We start from the raw sequence: 16880 nt of genomic DNA on the forward strand, positions 1-16880 counted from the left end.
GCGCTTACCAATCGGCAGGGCGGATTGCAGAGGCGATCACCCTGTTTGAGCAGATGCTGGCTGACAGCGAGCGAGTACTAGGCACCGACCACCCCGACACCCTGACCAGCCGCAACAACCTCGCCAGCGCTTACCAATCGGCAGGGCGGATTGCAGAGGCGATCACCCTGTTTGAGCAGATGCTGGCTGACAGCGAGCGAGTACTAGGCACCGACCACCCCCGCACCCTGACCAGCCGCAATAATCTTGCTTATACCCATGGGTCGGCAGGGCGGACGACAAAAGCGATCATCTTGCTTGAGCAGGTACTGGCCGACAACGAGCGAGTACTAGGCACCGACCACCCCAACACCCTGGCCAACCGGCACAACCTCGCCAACGCTTACCTATCAGCAGAGCAGGTAGAAAAAGCGGTCATCTTGCTTGAGCAGGTACTGGCCGACAACGAGCGAGTACTAGGCACCGACCATCCCAACACCCTGGCCAACCGGCACAGCCTCGCCAGCGCTTACCAATCGGCAGGACGGATTGCAGAAGCGATCACCCTGTATGAGCAGGTACTGGCCGACAACGAGCGAGTACTAGGCACCGACCACCCCAACACCCTGGCCAACCGGCACAGCCTCGCCAGCGCTTACCAATCGGCGAAGCAGATAAGAGAAGCGATCACCTTGTATCAGCAAGTGGTGACTGATCGTGAGCGGGTGTTGGGCGCTAACCACCCTGGCACTTTGAGCAGCCGCCACAACCTGGCTTACACATACCGGTCAGCAGGGCGGATTGCAGAAGCGATCACCCTGTATGAGCAGGTACTGGCCGACAGCGAGCGAGTACTGGGCGCCGACCACCCCAATACCCTGACCAACCGGCACAACCTCGCCGGAGCCTATGGGCTGGCAGGGCGGGTAACAGAAGGGCTCGCCCTGTATAAGCAGGTACTGGCCGACAGCGAGCGGGCGCTTGGGGCAGATCACCCGCTCACACGAATGATGCGAAAAAATCTTGGCGGCACTCGGTAAGCTAGGCGCTCGAAATGATCATGGTAGCGGCGTCTGATATGCCGACTTAGGGGTGCTTGTTAAGCAGCCGTTTTCCGACACTAGCTCCGTCACGGGAGAAACGCCGGGTCCACAGTGCTGTTAGCAAGGGTGTTAGCAAAAGGCCCCCACCGGAACCCGGTGGGGGCCTCTGAGCTGGAGCCGCCTTGGGGAATCGAACCCCAGACCCCTTCATTACGAGTGAAGTGCTCTGGCCGACTGAGCTAAGGCGGCGTGCCGTGTTTCACCACGACTTACGGCAGTCTACAGGCTCCCAGGGCCTTCCCGCGCACCGGAATCAGCCGATCTTCGGACACTGGGTTCCGTCGGCGGGGACGGTCAGATCGATCAGGTAGTCGTCCACCAGGCGATCCACACACGCCGAGCCGGTCAGATAGGCGGTGTGGCCGTCTCCGTCGAAACCGACGAGGACACCGGAGGAGAGCTGGGAGGCGAGGGCCTCTGACCACTGGTAGGGCGTGGCGGGGTCGCGTCTGGTACCGACGACCATGATGGGCGGAGCTCCGGGGGCGTCGATCTTCTCCCGGGCACCTGCCTTGACCGGCCAGTACGCGCAGGGCAGTGAGCTCCACATGACGTACGCGCCGAACAGGGGGGCGACCCTGGCCGCCTGTTCGGCCGCCTCGGCGTAGGCGGCGGGGTCTTGGGGGTAGACGCTGTCGACGCAGTTGACCGCCAGGTTGGACTCGGTCTGGTTGGTGTACTCGCCGTCCTCCCCACGGTCGACCAGCAGGTCGGCCATGCGGAGCAGGACGGTGCCGTCACCCTTCAGCGCCTGGGCCAGCGCCTGGCGGAGGACCGGCCATGCCTGCCGGTCGTAGAGCGGGGTGATCACACCGAGCATGGCCCAGGCCTCGGTCACCGTACGGTCGTCGCCGGTCCTGTTGGTCAGGGAGGCGGTGTCCGCCCTGCGGAGCAGCTCGGTGATCTCCGCACGGGCGGAGGCGACGGAGCCCTGGAAGGGGCAGTCGGTGGCCGCGAGGCAGTTTTCCAGGAACGCGTCGAGGGCGACCTCGAAACCGCGTGCCTGCGCGGTGTTCAGCTCCAGCGGGCCGAGCGAGGGGTCCACGGCGCCGTCCAGGACGAGGGCGCGGACCCGGTCGGGAAAGAGATCGGCGTAGACGGCACCCAGCTGTGTGCCGTACGACTTGCCGAGGTAGGTGAGGTGGGAGTCACCGACGGCGGCACGCAGCAGGTCCATGTCCCTGGCGGCGTCGGCGGTGCCGACGTACGGCAGGAGCCTGCCCGATCGGGTCTCGCATCCGGCGGCGAACCGTTGCGCCCCCTCCTTGAGCACGGTGACCTCTCCCGGTGAGTCGGGCGAGTTGTCGAGGCCGACGAAGACGTCCAGCTCGCTCGGCGACAGACACCGGACGGGCGCGGACTCGCCGACCCCGCGCGGGTCGAAGCCCACGACGTCGAAGCGCTCGCGAACCGCCTCGCTCACCGCGGTGCGGGCACTTCGCGCGTACTGCACTCCGGAGGCACCCGGCCCGCCGGGATTGAGGAGGATCGAGCCGATCCGCTTCCCCGAGGCCGGGAGCCGGATCACACTGAGCTCGATCTTCTCACCGTCCGGCTTGCTGTGATCGAGCGGTACGGCGAGCTTGGCGCACTCGAAACCGTCCTCGCACTCGTTCCAGCCGAGAGCCGCTCCCGCCACACCGCGGCCGGCTCCGGTGCCGCCACTGGCGTCGGCGGGGACGTCGGTGCCGGTGCACGCGCTCGCGAGCAGGGCCACCGCCGCCAGTACGGCGGTCACACGGGATCTCACGCCTTGTCCGTTCCGTAGTCCGTAGGTCGGGTCACACGCGGATCCGGCAAGGGGGCCGACACGCGGAGAGGCTGAACGGTCGAATCCTACGCCCGCGCCGAAACCCCGTGACGGGAAGCCGGTCGGTCACCCTTCCGGCCCGCTCTCGGCGACCCGCACCGCGCCGCCGTACGCCTCGTCGTGCTGCTTGCGCGGGGAGCAGACCGAGGCCGACGGGCAGGCGCAGCGGCGGCCGCCGTCCTCCAGGCGGACCACGACGGAGTCCGAGGGCACGTTGCGGCCCACGACGGTCCCGGCGCCCTCGGGGGTGTCGACCTTCAGCCCGATCCGGGGCATCCTGCTCTGGGCGTCGAGGTAGAGGGGGTGCTCGTACTTCAGGCAGCACATCAGCCGCCCACATGCCCCCGCGATGCGCAGCGGGTTGACCGGCAGGTCCTGGTCCTTGGCCATCCGGACGGAGACCGGCTCGAAGTCCTTGAGGAAGGTGGCGCAGCACAGGTCGCGGCCGCAGGGTCCGATGCCGCCCTGGAGGCGGGCCTCGTCGCGCGGGCCTATCTGGCGCAGTTCCACCCTGGCGCGCAGGTTGCGGGCCAGGTCGCGGACGAGGGCGCGGAAGTCGACCCGTTGCGGGGCGGAGAAGTAGACCGTGTAGACGTTCTCCGCGTCCAGGTAGTCGACGCCGACGACCTTCATCGGCAGCGTGTGCCGCTTGATCAGGCGCTTGGATACGCTCCGGGCCTCCGCGCGGCGCCGTTTGTTGCCCTCGTCGCGGGTCAGGTGTTCCTCGGTCGCGATGCCCGCGCACAGCGGCAGCCCGCCGATCTCCTCGCTCGTCCACTGCGGCGCCCAGACACACTCGGCCACCTCGGGTCCGGCCTCGGTGGGCACCAGCACCTTGTCGCCGACCTTGGGGCTGTGCTCGCCGGGGTCGAGGTAGTACAGCCTGCCGTAGCGGGTGAAACTCACCGCCATGATCATGCCCATATGGCTCCAAACCTGGGGGTACGGCTCGTGCTCACCCTACGCTCCGCACCCTGCAGAGCGCGGGGCCGCCAAGAGGTGAACACGGGCCGCCCCATCGAGAACCCGGTGGCTGGAGCTCCGGGGACGAGCACTGCTCCCTTTCGAACAGCCCACGGGGAGAGAGTCGTCTGTCGGCGCGGGGCCCGTCAACGGCCGGGGCCCCGGGCAGCCGCTCAGCGGCCGAGTTGGGCGAAGGACTTCTCCCAGCGTTCGGCGATCGTCGAGATGTCGTAGCTCCGGGCCGTCTGGAGGGCGTTCTTGGCCATCCTGTGGCGGCCCTCCTCGTCGTCGATCATCTGGATCAACCCGTCGGCCAAGGCGTCCACGTCGTCGGCGGGGACCAGCAGTCCGTCGATCCCGGGTGTGATGATCTCGCGAGGTCCACGGGGGCAGTCGAAGCTGACCACCGGCACCCCGGAGGCGAACGCCTCGATGATGGTCATGCCGAAGCCCTCGAAGCGGGAACTGACCGCGTGGATCGACGCCTTGGCGAGCTCGCCCTCGATGTCACCGGTGGGACCCATGAACGTGACGTTGTTGTGCAGCCGCAGCTTGACCGCCTGCTTGATGAGCTTGTCGCCGACCCGGCCCTCGCCGTAGATCCGCAGCTTCCAGTCGGGACGTTCCCTGGCCACCCGGACGAACGCCTTCAGCAGCCGGTCGTACCCCTTGACCGGCACCAGCCTGCCCGCGGCCAGCACGATCCGGTTCTCCTGCCTGGAGCGTGGACGCGGTCCTCCGGGCAGCCCGTTGCCGATGGTGAACACCCGGGTGGGCGACCCGTTGAGCATGTTCCGATAGTCGTGCTCGTCGGCCTCGGTGAGGGTGACGACCGCGTCCAGCTTCGGGTACCAGGTCCGGATCTCCTCGAAGATCCCAGGCTGATGCGCCTCGAAGTGCAGGTGCTCCTGGGCGATCGTGACGACCTTCCTGCGGGCGTACCTCGCGGCCATGATGTTGAGACCCGCGCGGGTGGTGATCAGGACATCGCTGCGGAGCCTGCGCAGCTCGCGGACGAGGACCTCGTCGCTCCAGGCGCTGAAGGACGCGTAGGCGCGCTCCTCGGGGTGGATCAGCGCGCTCTCCCGCGCTCCCAGCCGCTCGGCCCTCTTCGTGTACGGCCAGCGGACCCTGGCCCCCTCCCGCAGGTCCACCAGCGAACGGAGCCTGACCCGGGAGCTCAGCGGTAGGAAGGGGGTGTCGGTGTGCTGGAAGACACTGACGACCTCGACCTCGTGCCGCTCGGACATGGCGGTGGCGAGGTCGAAGGTGGCGCGGATGGTGCCGCCCATGCCGTAGGCGTTGAGAATGAGAAAGGAGATCTTCATGGTTTCTCCCCTTCGATGCTGAGCGCGACGGCGAGACTGTCGGTCTCGGTGTAGTACGGGCGGACCCTCACCTGCCCGACACGCTGGGCAGGAAAACGAACTTTGACCTTCTTGTCCGTTATGTCATCAAGACGGGTCGCCAGCGGCAGTCGGATCCCGGAGATCTCCGCGTACAGGTCCCAGAAGACCCGGCGCCGCACCTGCGCCTCGGCCATCGGCGCGATCTCGATCGCTCCCTCGAACCACCGTCCCTGGAACGTCGCCGGCCCGCTCACCGGCTCCGGCCCCCGGCGGGCCACCGCCACAAGCCGGGCCTCCCCCCGGATCGGGTCACCGTACGCGACGGAGCCCTCGACGGCGATCACTCCCTCGTCGGCGGTCACCCGGATCACCTCGATGTACGGTTCGACCTCGCGGACCCGCAGGCCCAGCGTGCCGAGGGAGGTGCGGAACGCCCTGATCTCCCGGTTGCGGCGGGTCTCGGCGTAGGACCAGAGCCCGTCGAGTGAGAACCCCGGGTCGTCGGTGGCGACGGGCTCGCCCCGGCACGAGGCCATCCAGAGTCCCGGGGCCAGCACCGTCAGGTCCGCCGCCCCGCACTCCTCACCGGTCTCCATATGCCGCAGGACGATCTCCACGTCCGTCGGCGCCGACCATTCGATCCTCAGCGTGTCGTCATCGCCTACCCGGCTCGTGACGGCCCGCCCGCCCACGGACGGGACCACCCGGTGGCGTGCCTCGGTGCTCACTGAAATTCCCCCGGCCTTCGCTGCTCATCCCCGTAGAGCAGGACACTTCCTGTTGTTTTATAACAAAAGCATTGATTTTTGCCCGTGAATCCTAACGACCCACACTCATGCTTTGAGGTGATTTAGCGAGCAATGGTTCCATCTAATCGGAAAAAGGTGGGCAGGAGATGCACAGTCGCGACGATCGCGGTCCTTCACCAGCCGATATCCGTCACGCCGGGTTACCGGAAACTCCAAAGTGTCCGATATCGGCCAAAGTTGATCAGCCCGAACTCCGGTCCCCAGCGGACCACGATGTGCGCCTCCGAACCATCCATGCCCGCCGGCCGGAAACCTCCCGGCCATCGCGGTGGCACACGTCCGCCTGCCTGCCGCCCCCGGCATAGGGCCCGCCGATCGCCTCACAGGTTCCGGTCTGCCCAATTCCTATATTTCAGCCTATAACGTAAAAACCGCCTCCGGGTCGCCTCCCGTCAAGGCGGATCAGAGCCGGGGCTGACGCAACGAGAGAGTCATCGACTCCACGGCCATCTGCGGGCTGACATTGGCCGCCAGCCGCCTCCGGCAGCGCATGACGGCGTCGATCCTGCGCAGGGTGTCCTCCGGGGTGGAGGCCCCGGCCAGGTCTTCCAGATCGGCGCGGCGGTCCTCGCTGGCCAGTTCCACGTGTGCGCCGAACTGCACGGCCAGCACGTCGCGGTAGAACGCCACCAGGTCGAGCAGTGCCGCGTCGATGACATCGCGCTTGGTGCGGGTCGCCCGGGACTTCTGCCGGTCCTCAAGATCCTTGAGCGCTCCGGCACCGCCGCGGATCAGCCCCCTGTTGAGCCCCTTTCCGGTGGAGCCCTCGCCGTAGACCTGACGCAACTCGGTGATCTCCGCCTCGTTCAGCACCGCCGTGACCGCGGCGGCCTCGTCCTCGGCGGTCTTCACCAGGCGCTCGGCGGCCATCACGCACTCCCCGACGCCGGTGAGCGACCGGGGGATGGACAGCACCGCCTCGCGACGCGAGCGCGCCTCCTCGTCCAGGGCCAGCCTGCGGGCGCGGTCGATGTGCCCCTGGGCGGCCCTGGCCGCGAACTCCGCCATCGTCGGCGGCACGTTCTCGCGCGTGGCCAGCACGTGGGCGACCGCCGAGGTGGGCGGGGTGACGAGCGTGACGATCCGGCAACGGGACCTGATGGTGATCATCATGTCGTCCGGAGCAGGCGCGCAGAGCAGCCAGACGGTCTTCGGCGGCGGCTCCTCGATGGCCTTGAGCAGCGCGTTGGACGCCCCCTCGGTCGCCCGGTCGGCGTCCTCGAACAGCACGACCCGCCAGCGGCCCAGCGTCGGCGCCCCGGCCGCGCGCAGGATGAGCCTGCGGGTGTCCTTGATGCCGTACGAGAGTCCCTGCGGGCGGACGATCTCCAGGTCCGGGTGGGAGCCGACCGACACCTGGTGGCACATGTCGCAGTGGCCGCACCCCTGCTCGGGGCAGAACAGCGCGGCGGCGAACGCCCGCGCGGCCTCCTCACGCCCGGACCCGGGCGGCCCGGTGAACAGCCACGCGTGAGTCATCCCGGCACCGCGCCCCCCGGCCAGCAGGTCGGCACCGGCCGCCGCGGCCCGGCGGAGCGTTACGGCGGCCCGCTCCTGCCCCACAAGATCATCAAAGACTCCCACGGACCCAACCTACCGCCGGTGCCGGTCGCGTCGCCGGGGCAGAGCCTCACAGATCCGCTCACGGCTCACGGAGGCACCGGGTCAGTCGCGAATCGCCGGGATGGTCCCGGTGACGTCCTCCGACTCCTGTGGCACCGGGTCGGGCATGATCTCGCGGACCCGGTCGTAGATGAGCGAGGAGATCCGTTCCTGGGTCAGGGTCCCGTCGACGACCAGGTAGCGATCCGGCTCCGCGGCGGCCAGCGCCCGGAACTCGCGGCGGACGCGCTCATGGAACTCCAGCGGCTCCGACTCGATGCGGTCGGCGGCCCCGCCCAGCCGGGCCAGCCCCACCGACGGCGGGGTGTCGATGAGCACGGTGAGATCGGGAACGAGCCCGCCGGTGGCCCAGCCGTTGATCCTCTTGACGTCCTCGATGTCCAGCGCCCGGCCCGCGCCCTGGTAGGCCAGCGACGAGTCGACGTACCGGTCGGAGATCACCATGGAGCCCCGCTGGAGGGCCGGGCGGATGACCTTCTCCACATGCTCGGCCCGGTCGGCCGCGTACAGCAGGGCCTCCGACCTCGCGGACAGCCCCTGGTGCACCGCGTCGAGCAGGATCGCGCGCAGCCGCATGCCCACCTTGGTCGAGCCCGGCTCGCGGGTCTGTACGACGTCGAAGCCCTGGTCGCGCAGCCAGATCGCGAGCAGCCTGGACTGGGTGGTCTTGCCCGACCCCTCACCACCCTCGAAGGCGATGAACATCCCGCGTGCCTGCTCGGCGCTCTCGGGTGCGAACCGCTCCCCACGTGCCGCGGCGATCAGGTCGGCGACGATCGAGACGCCCCTGCGGTCGTCCATCTGCCGTAGCGCGACGGTCCCGACGGCCACCGCGAGCAACCCGCCGACCAGCAGCACCAGGTTGGAGCCGTCGAACTGGTAGACCGGCTCCTGCCCGACCCTGATCTCCCGCTCACCGAACAGGCCCGCCAGGGTCGGCGCGACCGCGACCACCAGCAGCAGGGTCACCCGGGCGAGCGACTGCAGGAAGGAGAACGTGCGGCCCCGCAGGTTGTCGTCCACCTCCAGCCCGATCATCGTGTAACCGATGATCCAGGCGATTCCCGCGCACGCGCCGAGCAACACGGTCAGCAGGACGACGATCACCAGGTTGTGGACGAGCGCGATCGCGACGAGGACCACCCCGGCCACCACGATCGACAGGCCGAACAACCGTCGCCGCGACAGCTCCCTCAGCAGCCTCGGCCCGAAGAACATGCCGGACGCCATGCCGACGAAGACCGCCCCGAAGACCACGCCGTACGCCGCGTCGCCGCCGCCCAGCGCGCCCACGTAGATCTTGGCCACCCCGACCACCGCACCGCCGGCGGCGAACGCACCCAGCATGCCGATGATCAGGCCGCGGATCAGCCGGTTACCGCCGACGAACCGCCAGCCCTCGAAGATCTGCCGCAGCACCGACGGCGTGGAGGTCGCGGCCCGCGCGCCGGCCTTCGGGATGTCCTTGAGCGAAAGGATGATGAAGGCCGAGACCAGGTAGGCGAGCGCGTTGATGAACAGCGCCAGGTAGGTCTCTCGCTGGGCGAAGAACGGCACCAGGTTGCCCAGGGCGTCGTCGGCGACCGACAGCACCGCGAACAGCAGCGCGGCGACCGGCGCGGTCCCGTAGGTGACCAGGAGGTTGAGCTGGTTGGCCTCCTCCAGCCGCTCCTTGGGCACCAGGTTGGGCACCGTGGCGTCCTTGGCCGGAACCCAGAAGAGGTTGACGCACTCGACCAGGAAGGTGGCGATGATCACCCATTGGTAGTTGCCGATCAGCGGGATCGACAGCACCAGCGCGAAGCGCAGGAAGTCGCAGAAGAACATCGTCATCCGCCGGTCGAACCGGTCGGCGAACGCGCCGGCGAGCGGACCCAGCAGGATGGCGGGGAGCATCTTCGCCACGAAGACGCCTCCGATGGCCAGGCTCTGGACCTTGTAGCCGGACCCCACCGTGAGGTTGCCCGCCAGGGCGGTCAGTGCCAGCAGGTTGAGCCAGTCTCCGAGGCTGCACACCGACATCGCCGTCCACAGTTTGCGGAACGGGGTGTTGGCCAGCACGTGGGGGGGCTTGCGTCGCGTGGTGCTCCGGCCAAGGGTGGTCATAGTGTCAGCGTATCCAGGTGCTCGCTGGGCTGGGGAGAACATGAGCCAGGCGAGAACGCCCGGCTGCCCGTCGCACGAGGGTAATGCCTCCGCCCTGTGCCCCGCAGGTGTCACACCCGAAAAGAAGCGTCAGATGCTCGTGTTCCCAGTGATGCGTCCCCTTCCCGATCGGTGCCGGACTACCGAGGCTTCTCGTTCCGGACTTCCAGCAGGGTTATCTCGGGTGGGGCGCCCACCCGGACCGGCGGCCCCCAGAAACCCGCGCCCCGCGTCACGTAGACCTGGGTGCCGTCCACCTCGCCGAGACCGGAGACGACCGGCTGCTGCATCGGAATGATCAGGTTGAAGGGGACCATCTGCCCTCCGTGCGTGTGGCCGGACAGCTGGAGGTCCACCCCGTAGGTGGCCGCCTGGACCGCCTGGACCGGCTGGTGGGCGAGCAGGACCGTGGACCGGGAGCGGTCACGGCCCCCCAGCGCCCGCTCGAAGTCCGGACCGTCACCCGACGCGACACCGCCGACGTCGTTGACCCCGGCGAGATCGAGCACGGCTCCCCCGTGGGCGATCTCCACACGCTCGTTGCCCAGCGGGCGGACGCCGAGTTCGCGGAGTTCCTCGATCCACTCCTGCGGGCCGTTTGCGGTGTAGTACTCGTGGTTGCCGGTGACGAAGTAGGCGCCGTAGCGGGATTCGAGATCCTTCAACGGCCTGGCCAGCGGGCCGAGCTCGGCCACCGTACCGTCGACCAGGTCGCCGACCACGGCGACCACGTCGGCCTCCAGTGAGTTGATCATGCGGACGATGCGCCGGGTGTGCTCCGTACCGGTGAGCGGGCCCAGGTGGATGTCGCTGACAACCGCGAACCGCAGGCCGTTCAGGCGCGGATCCAGCCTGGGCAGCACCACCCCGACCGACTCGATCACCGGGTCGCCGAGAGCGGTCCTGATCCCGAACCCGATCGTGCCGAGCGCTCCCGCCCCGGCGGCGACCGCCGCCGTACGGGCGATGAACAGCCTCCTGCTCAGCCCGCCCGCCGTGTCCTTCGCCCCTCCGTCGCGCGGCGTGCCTCCGGGGCCCGGTACGACCACCACCCCACCGATCGCGGACTCCCCACGGTCGGTCCGGGCCACCGAGACGGACCGGAGGGAGTGCTCGGGACGAACGGCGGCCACGGACGCCGGTGTGACGGCGGTTTCGGATCGAACGGCGAGCTCCGGCTGCGCGTCTCGTTTCGCACGGCGGGCGGCCACCCCCGGCGGCACCCCGCGCCGCTCGGCCCGGTGCTCCACCCCGCGCACCACCAGCAGGGCCACGGCCCTGGGGATCTCCAGGACCACCAGGAACACGAGGAGGTAGAACATCGTCGCGATCCAGAAGAATCCCGGCCACGCCAGGAAGTGCCCCCACTCACTGCGGGAGGCGACCAGCGTCACGGGGGCGAGCACCGCCAGGCCGACGATGACCCAGGTCAGCACCCGGCGGGTCCGCCCCGGCCGAGTGGTCGAGCGGACCAGACGACGCCACAGGTAGTAGTGGACCACCGTGATCGCACAGATGACCAGCGATACGAAGCCCACGATCGTCACTTGCCTTCCCTCTCGCGCCCACCGGCCATCCCGGCGCGTTCCGAAGAACGCCCGAAACGGCGAATGCGTTCCCCGCGGGCGCGGTGACCCCATGGGCCAGGGCCCCGTACGAGGTGCCCTGGCTCGGCGGCGTCAGGCCTTGGCCTTGGCCCGGGTGGTGCGGGGGCGCTTGGGCGCCGGGCCACGGGCGCGGCGGTCAGCGAGAAGCTCGGCGGCGCGTTCGGTGGTGATCTGCTCGACCTCGTCCCCCTTGCGCAGCGAGGCGTTGGTCTCCCCGTCGGTGACGTAGGGCCCGAACCGCCCCTCCTTCACCACGATCGGCTTCTTGGAGACCGAGTCCTCGCCCAGCTCGCGCAGCGGCGGCGCGGCCGCGGCCCGCCTGCCCCTGGTCTTGGGCTGGGCGAACAGCTCCTTGGCCTGGTCGAGGGTGACCGTGAACAGCTCCTCCTCCGACTTCAGGGAACGAGAGTCGGTGCCCTTCTTGATGTACGGCCCGAACTTGCCGTTCTGCGCCGTGACCTCCTGGTCGTCGATCACCCCGAGCACCCTCGGCAGCGAGAGCAGAAGCAGGGCGTCCTCAAGGGTGACGGTGTCCAGGGACATCGACTTGAGCAGCGACCCGGTGCGCGGCTTGGGGGCGTCGGCCTTCTTGGTCTTCTTCTTGCCCTCGGCCGGAGGCGCCTCCACCGGCAGGATCTCGGTGACGTACGGGCCGAAGCGACCGTCCTTGGCCACGATCACGTGCCCGGTCACCGGGTCCTTGCCCAGCTCCCGGTCACCCGTCGGGCGGGAGAACAGCTCCTCGGCCATCGACGCGGTGAGCTCGTCGGGGGCCAGGTCCTCCGGCACGTTCACCCGGACACCTTCGCGGTCCAGGTACGGGCCGTAGCGGCCCACCCGGATCATGATGTCGGTGCCCCTGATCGAGAACGAGCTGATCTCCTTGGCGTCGATCTCGCCGAGATCGGTGACCAGTTCCTTCAGCCCCTCGCCGCCGTCCACGCCGAAGTAGAACCGGCGCAGCTCGGGCACCCGCTCCGCCCGGTCGTTGGCGATGTCGTCGAGGACCTTCTCCATGTCGGCGGTGAAGTCGTAGTCGACGAGGTGGCCGAAGTGCCGCTCCAGCAGGTTGACCACCGCGAACGCCAGGAAGGACGGCACCAGGGCGGTGCCCTTCTTGAAGACGTAGCCGCGGTCCAGAATCGTTCCGATGATCGACGCGTACGTCGAGGGGCGGCCGATCTCCCGGTCTTCCAGCTCCTTGATCAGCGACGCCTCCGTGTACCGGGCCGGCGGCTTGGTGGCGTGCGACAGCACGTTCAGCGCGGACGCGGTGAGCGGGTCGTTCTCGCTCAGGTTCGGCAGGCGCTTCTCGGAGTCGTCGCGGTCGGTGGACGGGTCGTCCGCGCCCTCGACATAGGCCTTCAGGAAGCCGTGGAAGGTGATGGTCCGCCCGGAGGCACTGAACTCGACCCGCTCCCCCGAACTGGACGTGCCGTCCACCTTGACGGTGACCGACTCACCGACCGCGTCCTTCATCTGGGAGGCCACGGTCCGCTGCCAGATCAGCTCGTACAGGCGGAACATGTCACCGGTCAGCCCGGTCTCGCCCGGCGTGCGGAACTCCTCACCCGAGGGGCGGATCGCCTCGTGCGCCTCCTGCGCGTTCTTCACCTTGCTGGCGTAGACGCGCGGCTTGTCGGGCACATAGGCCGAGCCGTAGAGCTTGATGGCCTGGCTGCGGGCGGCGGCGACGGCGGTCTCCGACAGCGTGATGCTGTCGGTCCGCATGTAGGTGATGAAGCCGTTCTCGTAGAGGCGCTGGGCGACCTGCATCGTCGACTTCGCGGAGAAGCCCAGCTTGCGGCTGGCCTCCTGCTGCAACGTGGTCGTCCTGAACGGCGCGTACGGCTTGCGGGTGTACGGCTTGCGCTCGACCGACCTGACCTTGTACGGCACACCGGCCAGCCGCCCGGCCAGGGCCTGGGCGGCCTGCTCGTCCAGGTGCAGCACATCGGCGCTCTTGAGGGTGCCGTTACTCGCGAAGTCCCGGCCCTGGGCGACGCGCTTTCCGTCCACACCGGTCAGCATGGCGGTGAACTCGTGCGGAACCTCGTCGCCGCCGGTGTCGAGCAGCGCCTGCAGGTCCCAGTAACTCGCGCTGGTGAACGCCAGGCGCTCGCGCTCGCGCTCCACGACCAGCCGGGTCGCCACGGACTGCACGCGCCCTGCCGAAAGCCGGGGCTTGACCTTCTTCCACAGGACCGGGCTGACCTCGTAGCCGTAGAGACGGTCGAGGATGCGCCGGGTCTCCTGGGCGTCGACCAGCCGCAGGTTCAGGGCGCGGGGATTGGCCACCGCCTCCTGGATCGCCCGCGGGGTGATCTCGTGGAACACCATGCGGTGCACCGGGACCTTGGGATTGAGCACCTCGCGGAGATGCCAGGCGATCGCCTCGCCCTCGCGGTCCTCGTCAGTGGCGAGATAGAGCTCGTCGGCATCCTTGAGCAGCTGCTTGAGCTTGCTCACCTGTGCCTTCTTGTCGTGGTTGACGACGTAGAGCGGCTCAAACTCGTGATCCACATTGACGCCGAGGCGTGCCCAGGACTCCCCCTTGTACTTCTCGGGGATGTCGTCGGCCTTCTCAGGGAGATCACGAATATGCCCGATGCTGGACTCCACGACGTAGCCGCGGCCGAGGTACCCGGCGATGGTCTTCGCCTTGGAAGGCGACTCGACGATCACCAGGCGGTTTCCGCCGGCGTTGCCGTTCTTGGCTGGCACGCTGCTTCCTACCTCGCTGTTCGCATTCGTTCCCCGTTTACTTCCCCTCGGGTTACCCGATCTGAGTCGGGAACACTCCCAAGGAAAGCCGCAAGGACGCAGAATAAAGCCCTATGAGTGTCGACGTCCCTCAGCTCACCCTCGGAGACTAATCGCTGTGCTGGACTACTCCTACTTGGTTCTCCATCTCCCGCGTGGCACCTCACGGGACGCAGCCCGCCAGATACTGACCGAACACGCAGAATACGGTGACTGGGAGCTCGACCGTCTGCGACTGTATCCCGATGGCCGCCGAGACGTCCGGCTGCGCCGGAAGATCATACGTGTGACCAGGACGATGTGATTCCAGACATGGCTTTGCCCGCCCCGGGCCGCGCCCCCGGGACGGGCAAAGCTTCCGTGCCTCGCCAGGCGAGCGAGCACCGCACCACACGGGCACGGTCATCCTGTCTCGCCGCCGTCGAGGCGTCTGCGCGCCTTCCTCAGTGGCTCTGAGGAAGGCATGCCTAATAGGTGACTAATGCCTTACTTTTTACCGAAACGGATGCGACGGGTGGTGCCGAAGACGGTCGCGGAGGCCGCGGCCAACGCGCCGATCAGCAGGGTGACCAGGGAACCGACGTTCATCCCGGTCACGCCGACGGGCTGAGCGGCACTCATCAGGCCCAGATCACGGATCGGCAGGTTACCGGCCGGGGTGGAGGACGTCAGGCCCGTGACGGGAGCCAGCGGCGAGCTGCTGTCGGCCGCCGCGGCCCGCTTGCTCACCGGTGTGGCGGGCATGACGGGGAGCTCGGGCAGACCGGCGGCCGGAAGCTGGGACCGGCTCGCCTTCCGGGCACCGCGGGCGTCGGACGGCGACGCCTGACCGGTCTCGCCGTCGACCCCCGGAACGGCGGGGAGGACGGACAGCAGGCTACTGGTCTTGTTCCTGCCAGGCTTGCCATCCCAGCCGTCGCGGCCGCCGTTGTGATCGCCCTTGTGGCCGCCCCACTGGCCACCGTTGTGGCCGCCCCACTGGCCGCCGCCCGGCCCTCCGGCGCGGGAGCCGCCGAGGCAGCCCGCGGCGGCGTCGCCCAGGACGGCGACCGCGTTGCCACAGATGTTGATCGGCGCGGTGATCGGCGCCACCACCTGGTTACCACCCAGGACGCTGCCCCGACCGGAGGTACGGTTGCCACCGGCCCCCGCACCCGCACCACCGGAGACCGAGGTGCCGCCCCTGCATCCGGCCGCGGCCCGGCCGAGCACGCCCACCGCGTTGCCGCAGACGTTGATCGGCGCGGTGATCGGCGCCACCACCTGGTTGCCGCCGCCGATGCTGTGATCACCGTTCGTGCGGTTGCCACCGGCACCGCCGCCACCGGGACCACCGGTCCCGACGGACGCACCGCCCTGGCAGCCGGCGAAGGCCCCACCCAGGACGGCGACCGCGTTGCCGCAGACGTTGATCGGCGCGGTGATCGGCGCCACCACCTGGTTACCACTCAGGACGCTGCCCCGACCGGAGGTACGGTTGCCGCCCGCACCGCCGCCGCCTTGGCCCGTCCCCGCGGACGAACCGCCCGGGCAGCCCGCCTGGCCGTTGCCGACGGCGCTGCCACAGACGTTGGCGGGCGCGGTGATCGGCGCGACCACCTGGTTACCGCTGCCGGCTCCGAAGCGCCCATCGGTGTCGTTTCCCGGCCGGCCGTACCCCGAGCCGGGACCGCCCGGACGCGGGCCCCGCTCCCAGCCGCCGTGACCGCCGTGACCGCCGTAGCCCGGCTTACCCGGCCAGTCGGGCTTGCCAGGGCCACCGTGCTCCCCCGAGCCGCCCGGCCGTCCCGGCCCACCAGGGTGCCCGGGCCCACCGGGGTGACCAGGACCACCGGGGTGCCCCGGCCTGCCGGGGTGACCAGGACCACCAGGGTGCCCAGGACCACCGGGCTGCCCCGGCCCGCCGGGCCTGCCGCCGCCGACCTCGGCACCGCCCTCGCAGCCGGAGAACGCCTCGCCGACGACGGCGACCGAGTTGCCGCAGATGTTGATCGGCGCGGTGATCGGCGCCACCACCTGGTTACCACCCAGGACGCTGCCCCGACCGGAGGTGCGGTTGCCGCCCGCACCGCCGCCGCCACCGCCCTGACCGCTCACCGAGGCACCACCCCGGCAACCGGCGGTCGCCCCACCGAAGATCGCGAAGGAGTTGCCGCAGGCGTTGATCGGCGCGGTGATCGGCGCCACCACCTGGTTGCCGCCGCCGATGCTGTGATCACCGTTCGTGCGGTTGCCACCGGCACCGCCGCCGTTCCCGCCCTGGTTCCGCACCGAGGCACCGCCACGGCAACCCGCCTCGGAACGGCCGATCACCGACACCGCGTTGCCGCAGGCGTTGACGGGCGCGGTGATCGGCGCCACCACCTGGTTGCCGCCCAGAACGCTGCCCCGACCTGAGGTCTCGTTGCCCCCCGCGCCGCCGCCGCTGTTCTCGGCGGACGCGCCCCCCTCGGAGGAGGCGGCCGACTGCCCGGCCACAGCGACGGCGTTTCCACTGATGTCGATCGGCAGGGTGATCGGAAGATTGACCTGGTTTCCTCCGGCGATCGAGTGGTCACCGTCGGTGTCGGCGAAGGCGGTACCGCCGCCCATGGCCATGACGCCCAGTGCGAGCAGTGCCGCAGGGGCGGTGCCCCTAACCCACGTACGCATGATTGAAGCTCCTAGCAGTCTCGGGGGGACCTGAAGCCCTCGTGAGGGCATGCGAGTGCCATGCGAGGACCGGACAG

Annotated in this window: 11 protein-coding genes and 1 tRNA gene; 2 read left to right on the top strand and 10 right to left on the bottom strand. The window is 69.1% G+C overall.

Annotated elements, in window-relative coordinates; all coding sequences use genetic code 11:
* The coding region (locus AB0K21_RS33915; RefSeq protein WP_364155775.1) for a tetratricopeptide repeat protein at window positions 1–1019 on the top strand (1019 nt) is incomplete at its 5' end.
* A gap of 175 nt (window positions 1020–1194) precedes the next feature.
* Here the strand turns inward: AB0K21_RS33915 and AB0K21_RS33920 are convergent.
* The 9 genes from AB0K21_RS33920 to topA all read right to left on the bottom strand — a co-directional run bounded on the left by AB0K21_RS33920 (window position 1195) and on the right by topA (window position 14112).
* A tRNA-Thr gene (locus AB0K21_RS33920) sits at window positions 1195–1271 on the bottom strand.
* 64 nt (window positions 1272–1335) lie between these two features.
* On the bottom strand, window positions 1336–2832 hold the full coding sequence (locus tag AB0K21_RS33925) for an alpha/beta hydrolase (RefSeq protein ID WP_343971398.1): 1497 nt from the start codon (window positions 2830–2832) through the stop codon (window positions 1336–1338).
* Between the two features lie 126 nt (window positions 2833–2958).
* A complete protein-coding gene (ricT, locus tag AB0K21_RS33930) occupies window positions 2959–3810 on the bottom strand; it encodes a regulatory iron-sulfur-containing complex subunit RicT (RefSeq protein WP_343971717.1) in 852 nt (283 codons plus the stop codon).
* A gap of 218 nt (window positions 3811–4028) precedes the next feature.
* Entirely contained in the window at window positions 4029–5183 is a 1155-nt protein-coding gene (locus AB0K21_RS33935; protein WP_343971402.1) for a glycosyltransferase family 4 protein, read from the bottom strand.
* On the bottom strand, window positions 5180–5932 hold the full coding sequence (locus AB0K21_RS33940) for a hypothetical protein (RefSeq protein WP_343971405.1): 753 nt from the start codon (window positions 5930–5932) through the stop codon (window positions 5180–5182). Before AB0K21_RS33940 ends, AB0K21_RS33935 begins: the two co-directional genes overlap by 4 nt.
* 483 nt (window positions 5933–6415) lie before the next feature.
* Window positions 6416–7597, bottom strand: coding sequence for a DNA polymerase III subunit delta' (locus tag AB0K21_RS33945; protein ID WP_343971408.1), 1182 nt, complete (start codon window positions 7595–7597; stop codon window positions 6416–6418).
* An 81-nt stretch (window positions 7598–7678) separates the two neighbouring features.
* Window positions 7679–9742 carry a dTMP kinase gene (gene tmk, locus AB0K21_RS33950; RefSeq protein WP_343971411.1) on the bottom strand — a complete coding sequence of 688 codons (2064 nt, stop codon included), beginning with the start codon at window positions 9740–9742 and terminating at the stop codon, window positions 7679–7681.
* 179 nt (window positions 9743–9921) lie between these two features.
* Window positions 9922–11328: a metallophosphoesterase gene (locus tag AB0K21_RS33955; protein WP_343971414.1), complete on the bottom strand. Its 1407-nt coding sequence runs from the start codon at window positions 11326–11328 to the stop codon at window positions 9922–9924.
* Window positions 11329–11460: 132 nt separating this feature from the next.
* Window positions 11461–14112: a type I DNA topoisomerase gene (gene topA, locus AB0K21_RS33960; protein ID WP_343971417.1), complete on the bottom strand. Its 2652-nt coding sequence runs from the start codon at window positions 14110–14112 to the stop codon at window positions 11461–11463.
* A 157-nt stretch (window positions 14113–14269) separates the two neighbouring features.
* Here topA and AB0K21_RS33965 point away from each other — a divergent pair, with 157 nt between their 5' ends.
* Window positions 14270–14455 carry a DUF5703 family protein gene (locus AB0K21_RS33965; RefSeq protein WP_012895568.1) on the top strand — a complete coding sequence of 62 codons (186 nt, stop codon included), beginning with the start codon at window positions 14270–14272 and terminating at the stop codon, window positions 14453–14455.
* Between the two features lie 182 nt (window positions 14456–14637).
* Here the strand turns inward: AB0K21_RS33965 and AB0K21_RS33970 are convergent, their stop codons facing one another.
* Entirely contained in the window at window positions 14638–16803 is a 2166-nt protein-coding gene (locus AB0K21_RS33970) for a chaplin family protein (RefSeq protein ID WP_343971421.1), read from the bottom strand.
* Window positions 16804–16880 lie beyond the last annotated feature (77 nt).

It is taken from the genome of Streptosporangium sp. NPDC049248, assembly GCF_040678965.1.
GTDB lineage: Bacteria > Actinomycetota > Actinomycetes > Streptosporangiales > Streptosporangiaceae > Streptosporangium > Streptosporangium fukuiense.

Bases quoted from the DNA above. Each gene is read 5' to 3' on its own strand.
- ricT (WP_343971717.1), bottom strand. From the start codon at position 3,810: ATGATCATGGCGGTGAGTTTCACCCGCTACGGCAGGCTGTACTACCTC.
- AB0K21_RS33935 (WP_343971402.1), bottom strand. From the start codon at position 5,183: ATGAAGATCTCCTTTCTCATTCTCAACGCCTACGGCATGGGCGGCACC.
- tmk (WP_343971411.1), bottom strand. From the start codon at position 9,742: ATGACCACCCTTGGCCGGAGCACCACGCGACGCAAGCCCCCCCACGTG.
- AB0K21_RS33970 (WP_343971421.1), bottom strand. From the start codon at position 16,803: ATGCGTACGTGGGTTAGGGGCACCGCCCCTGCGGCACTGCTCGCACTG.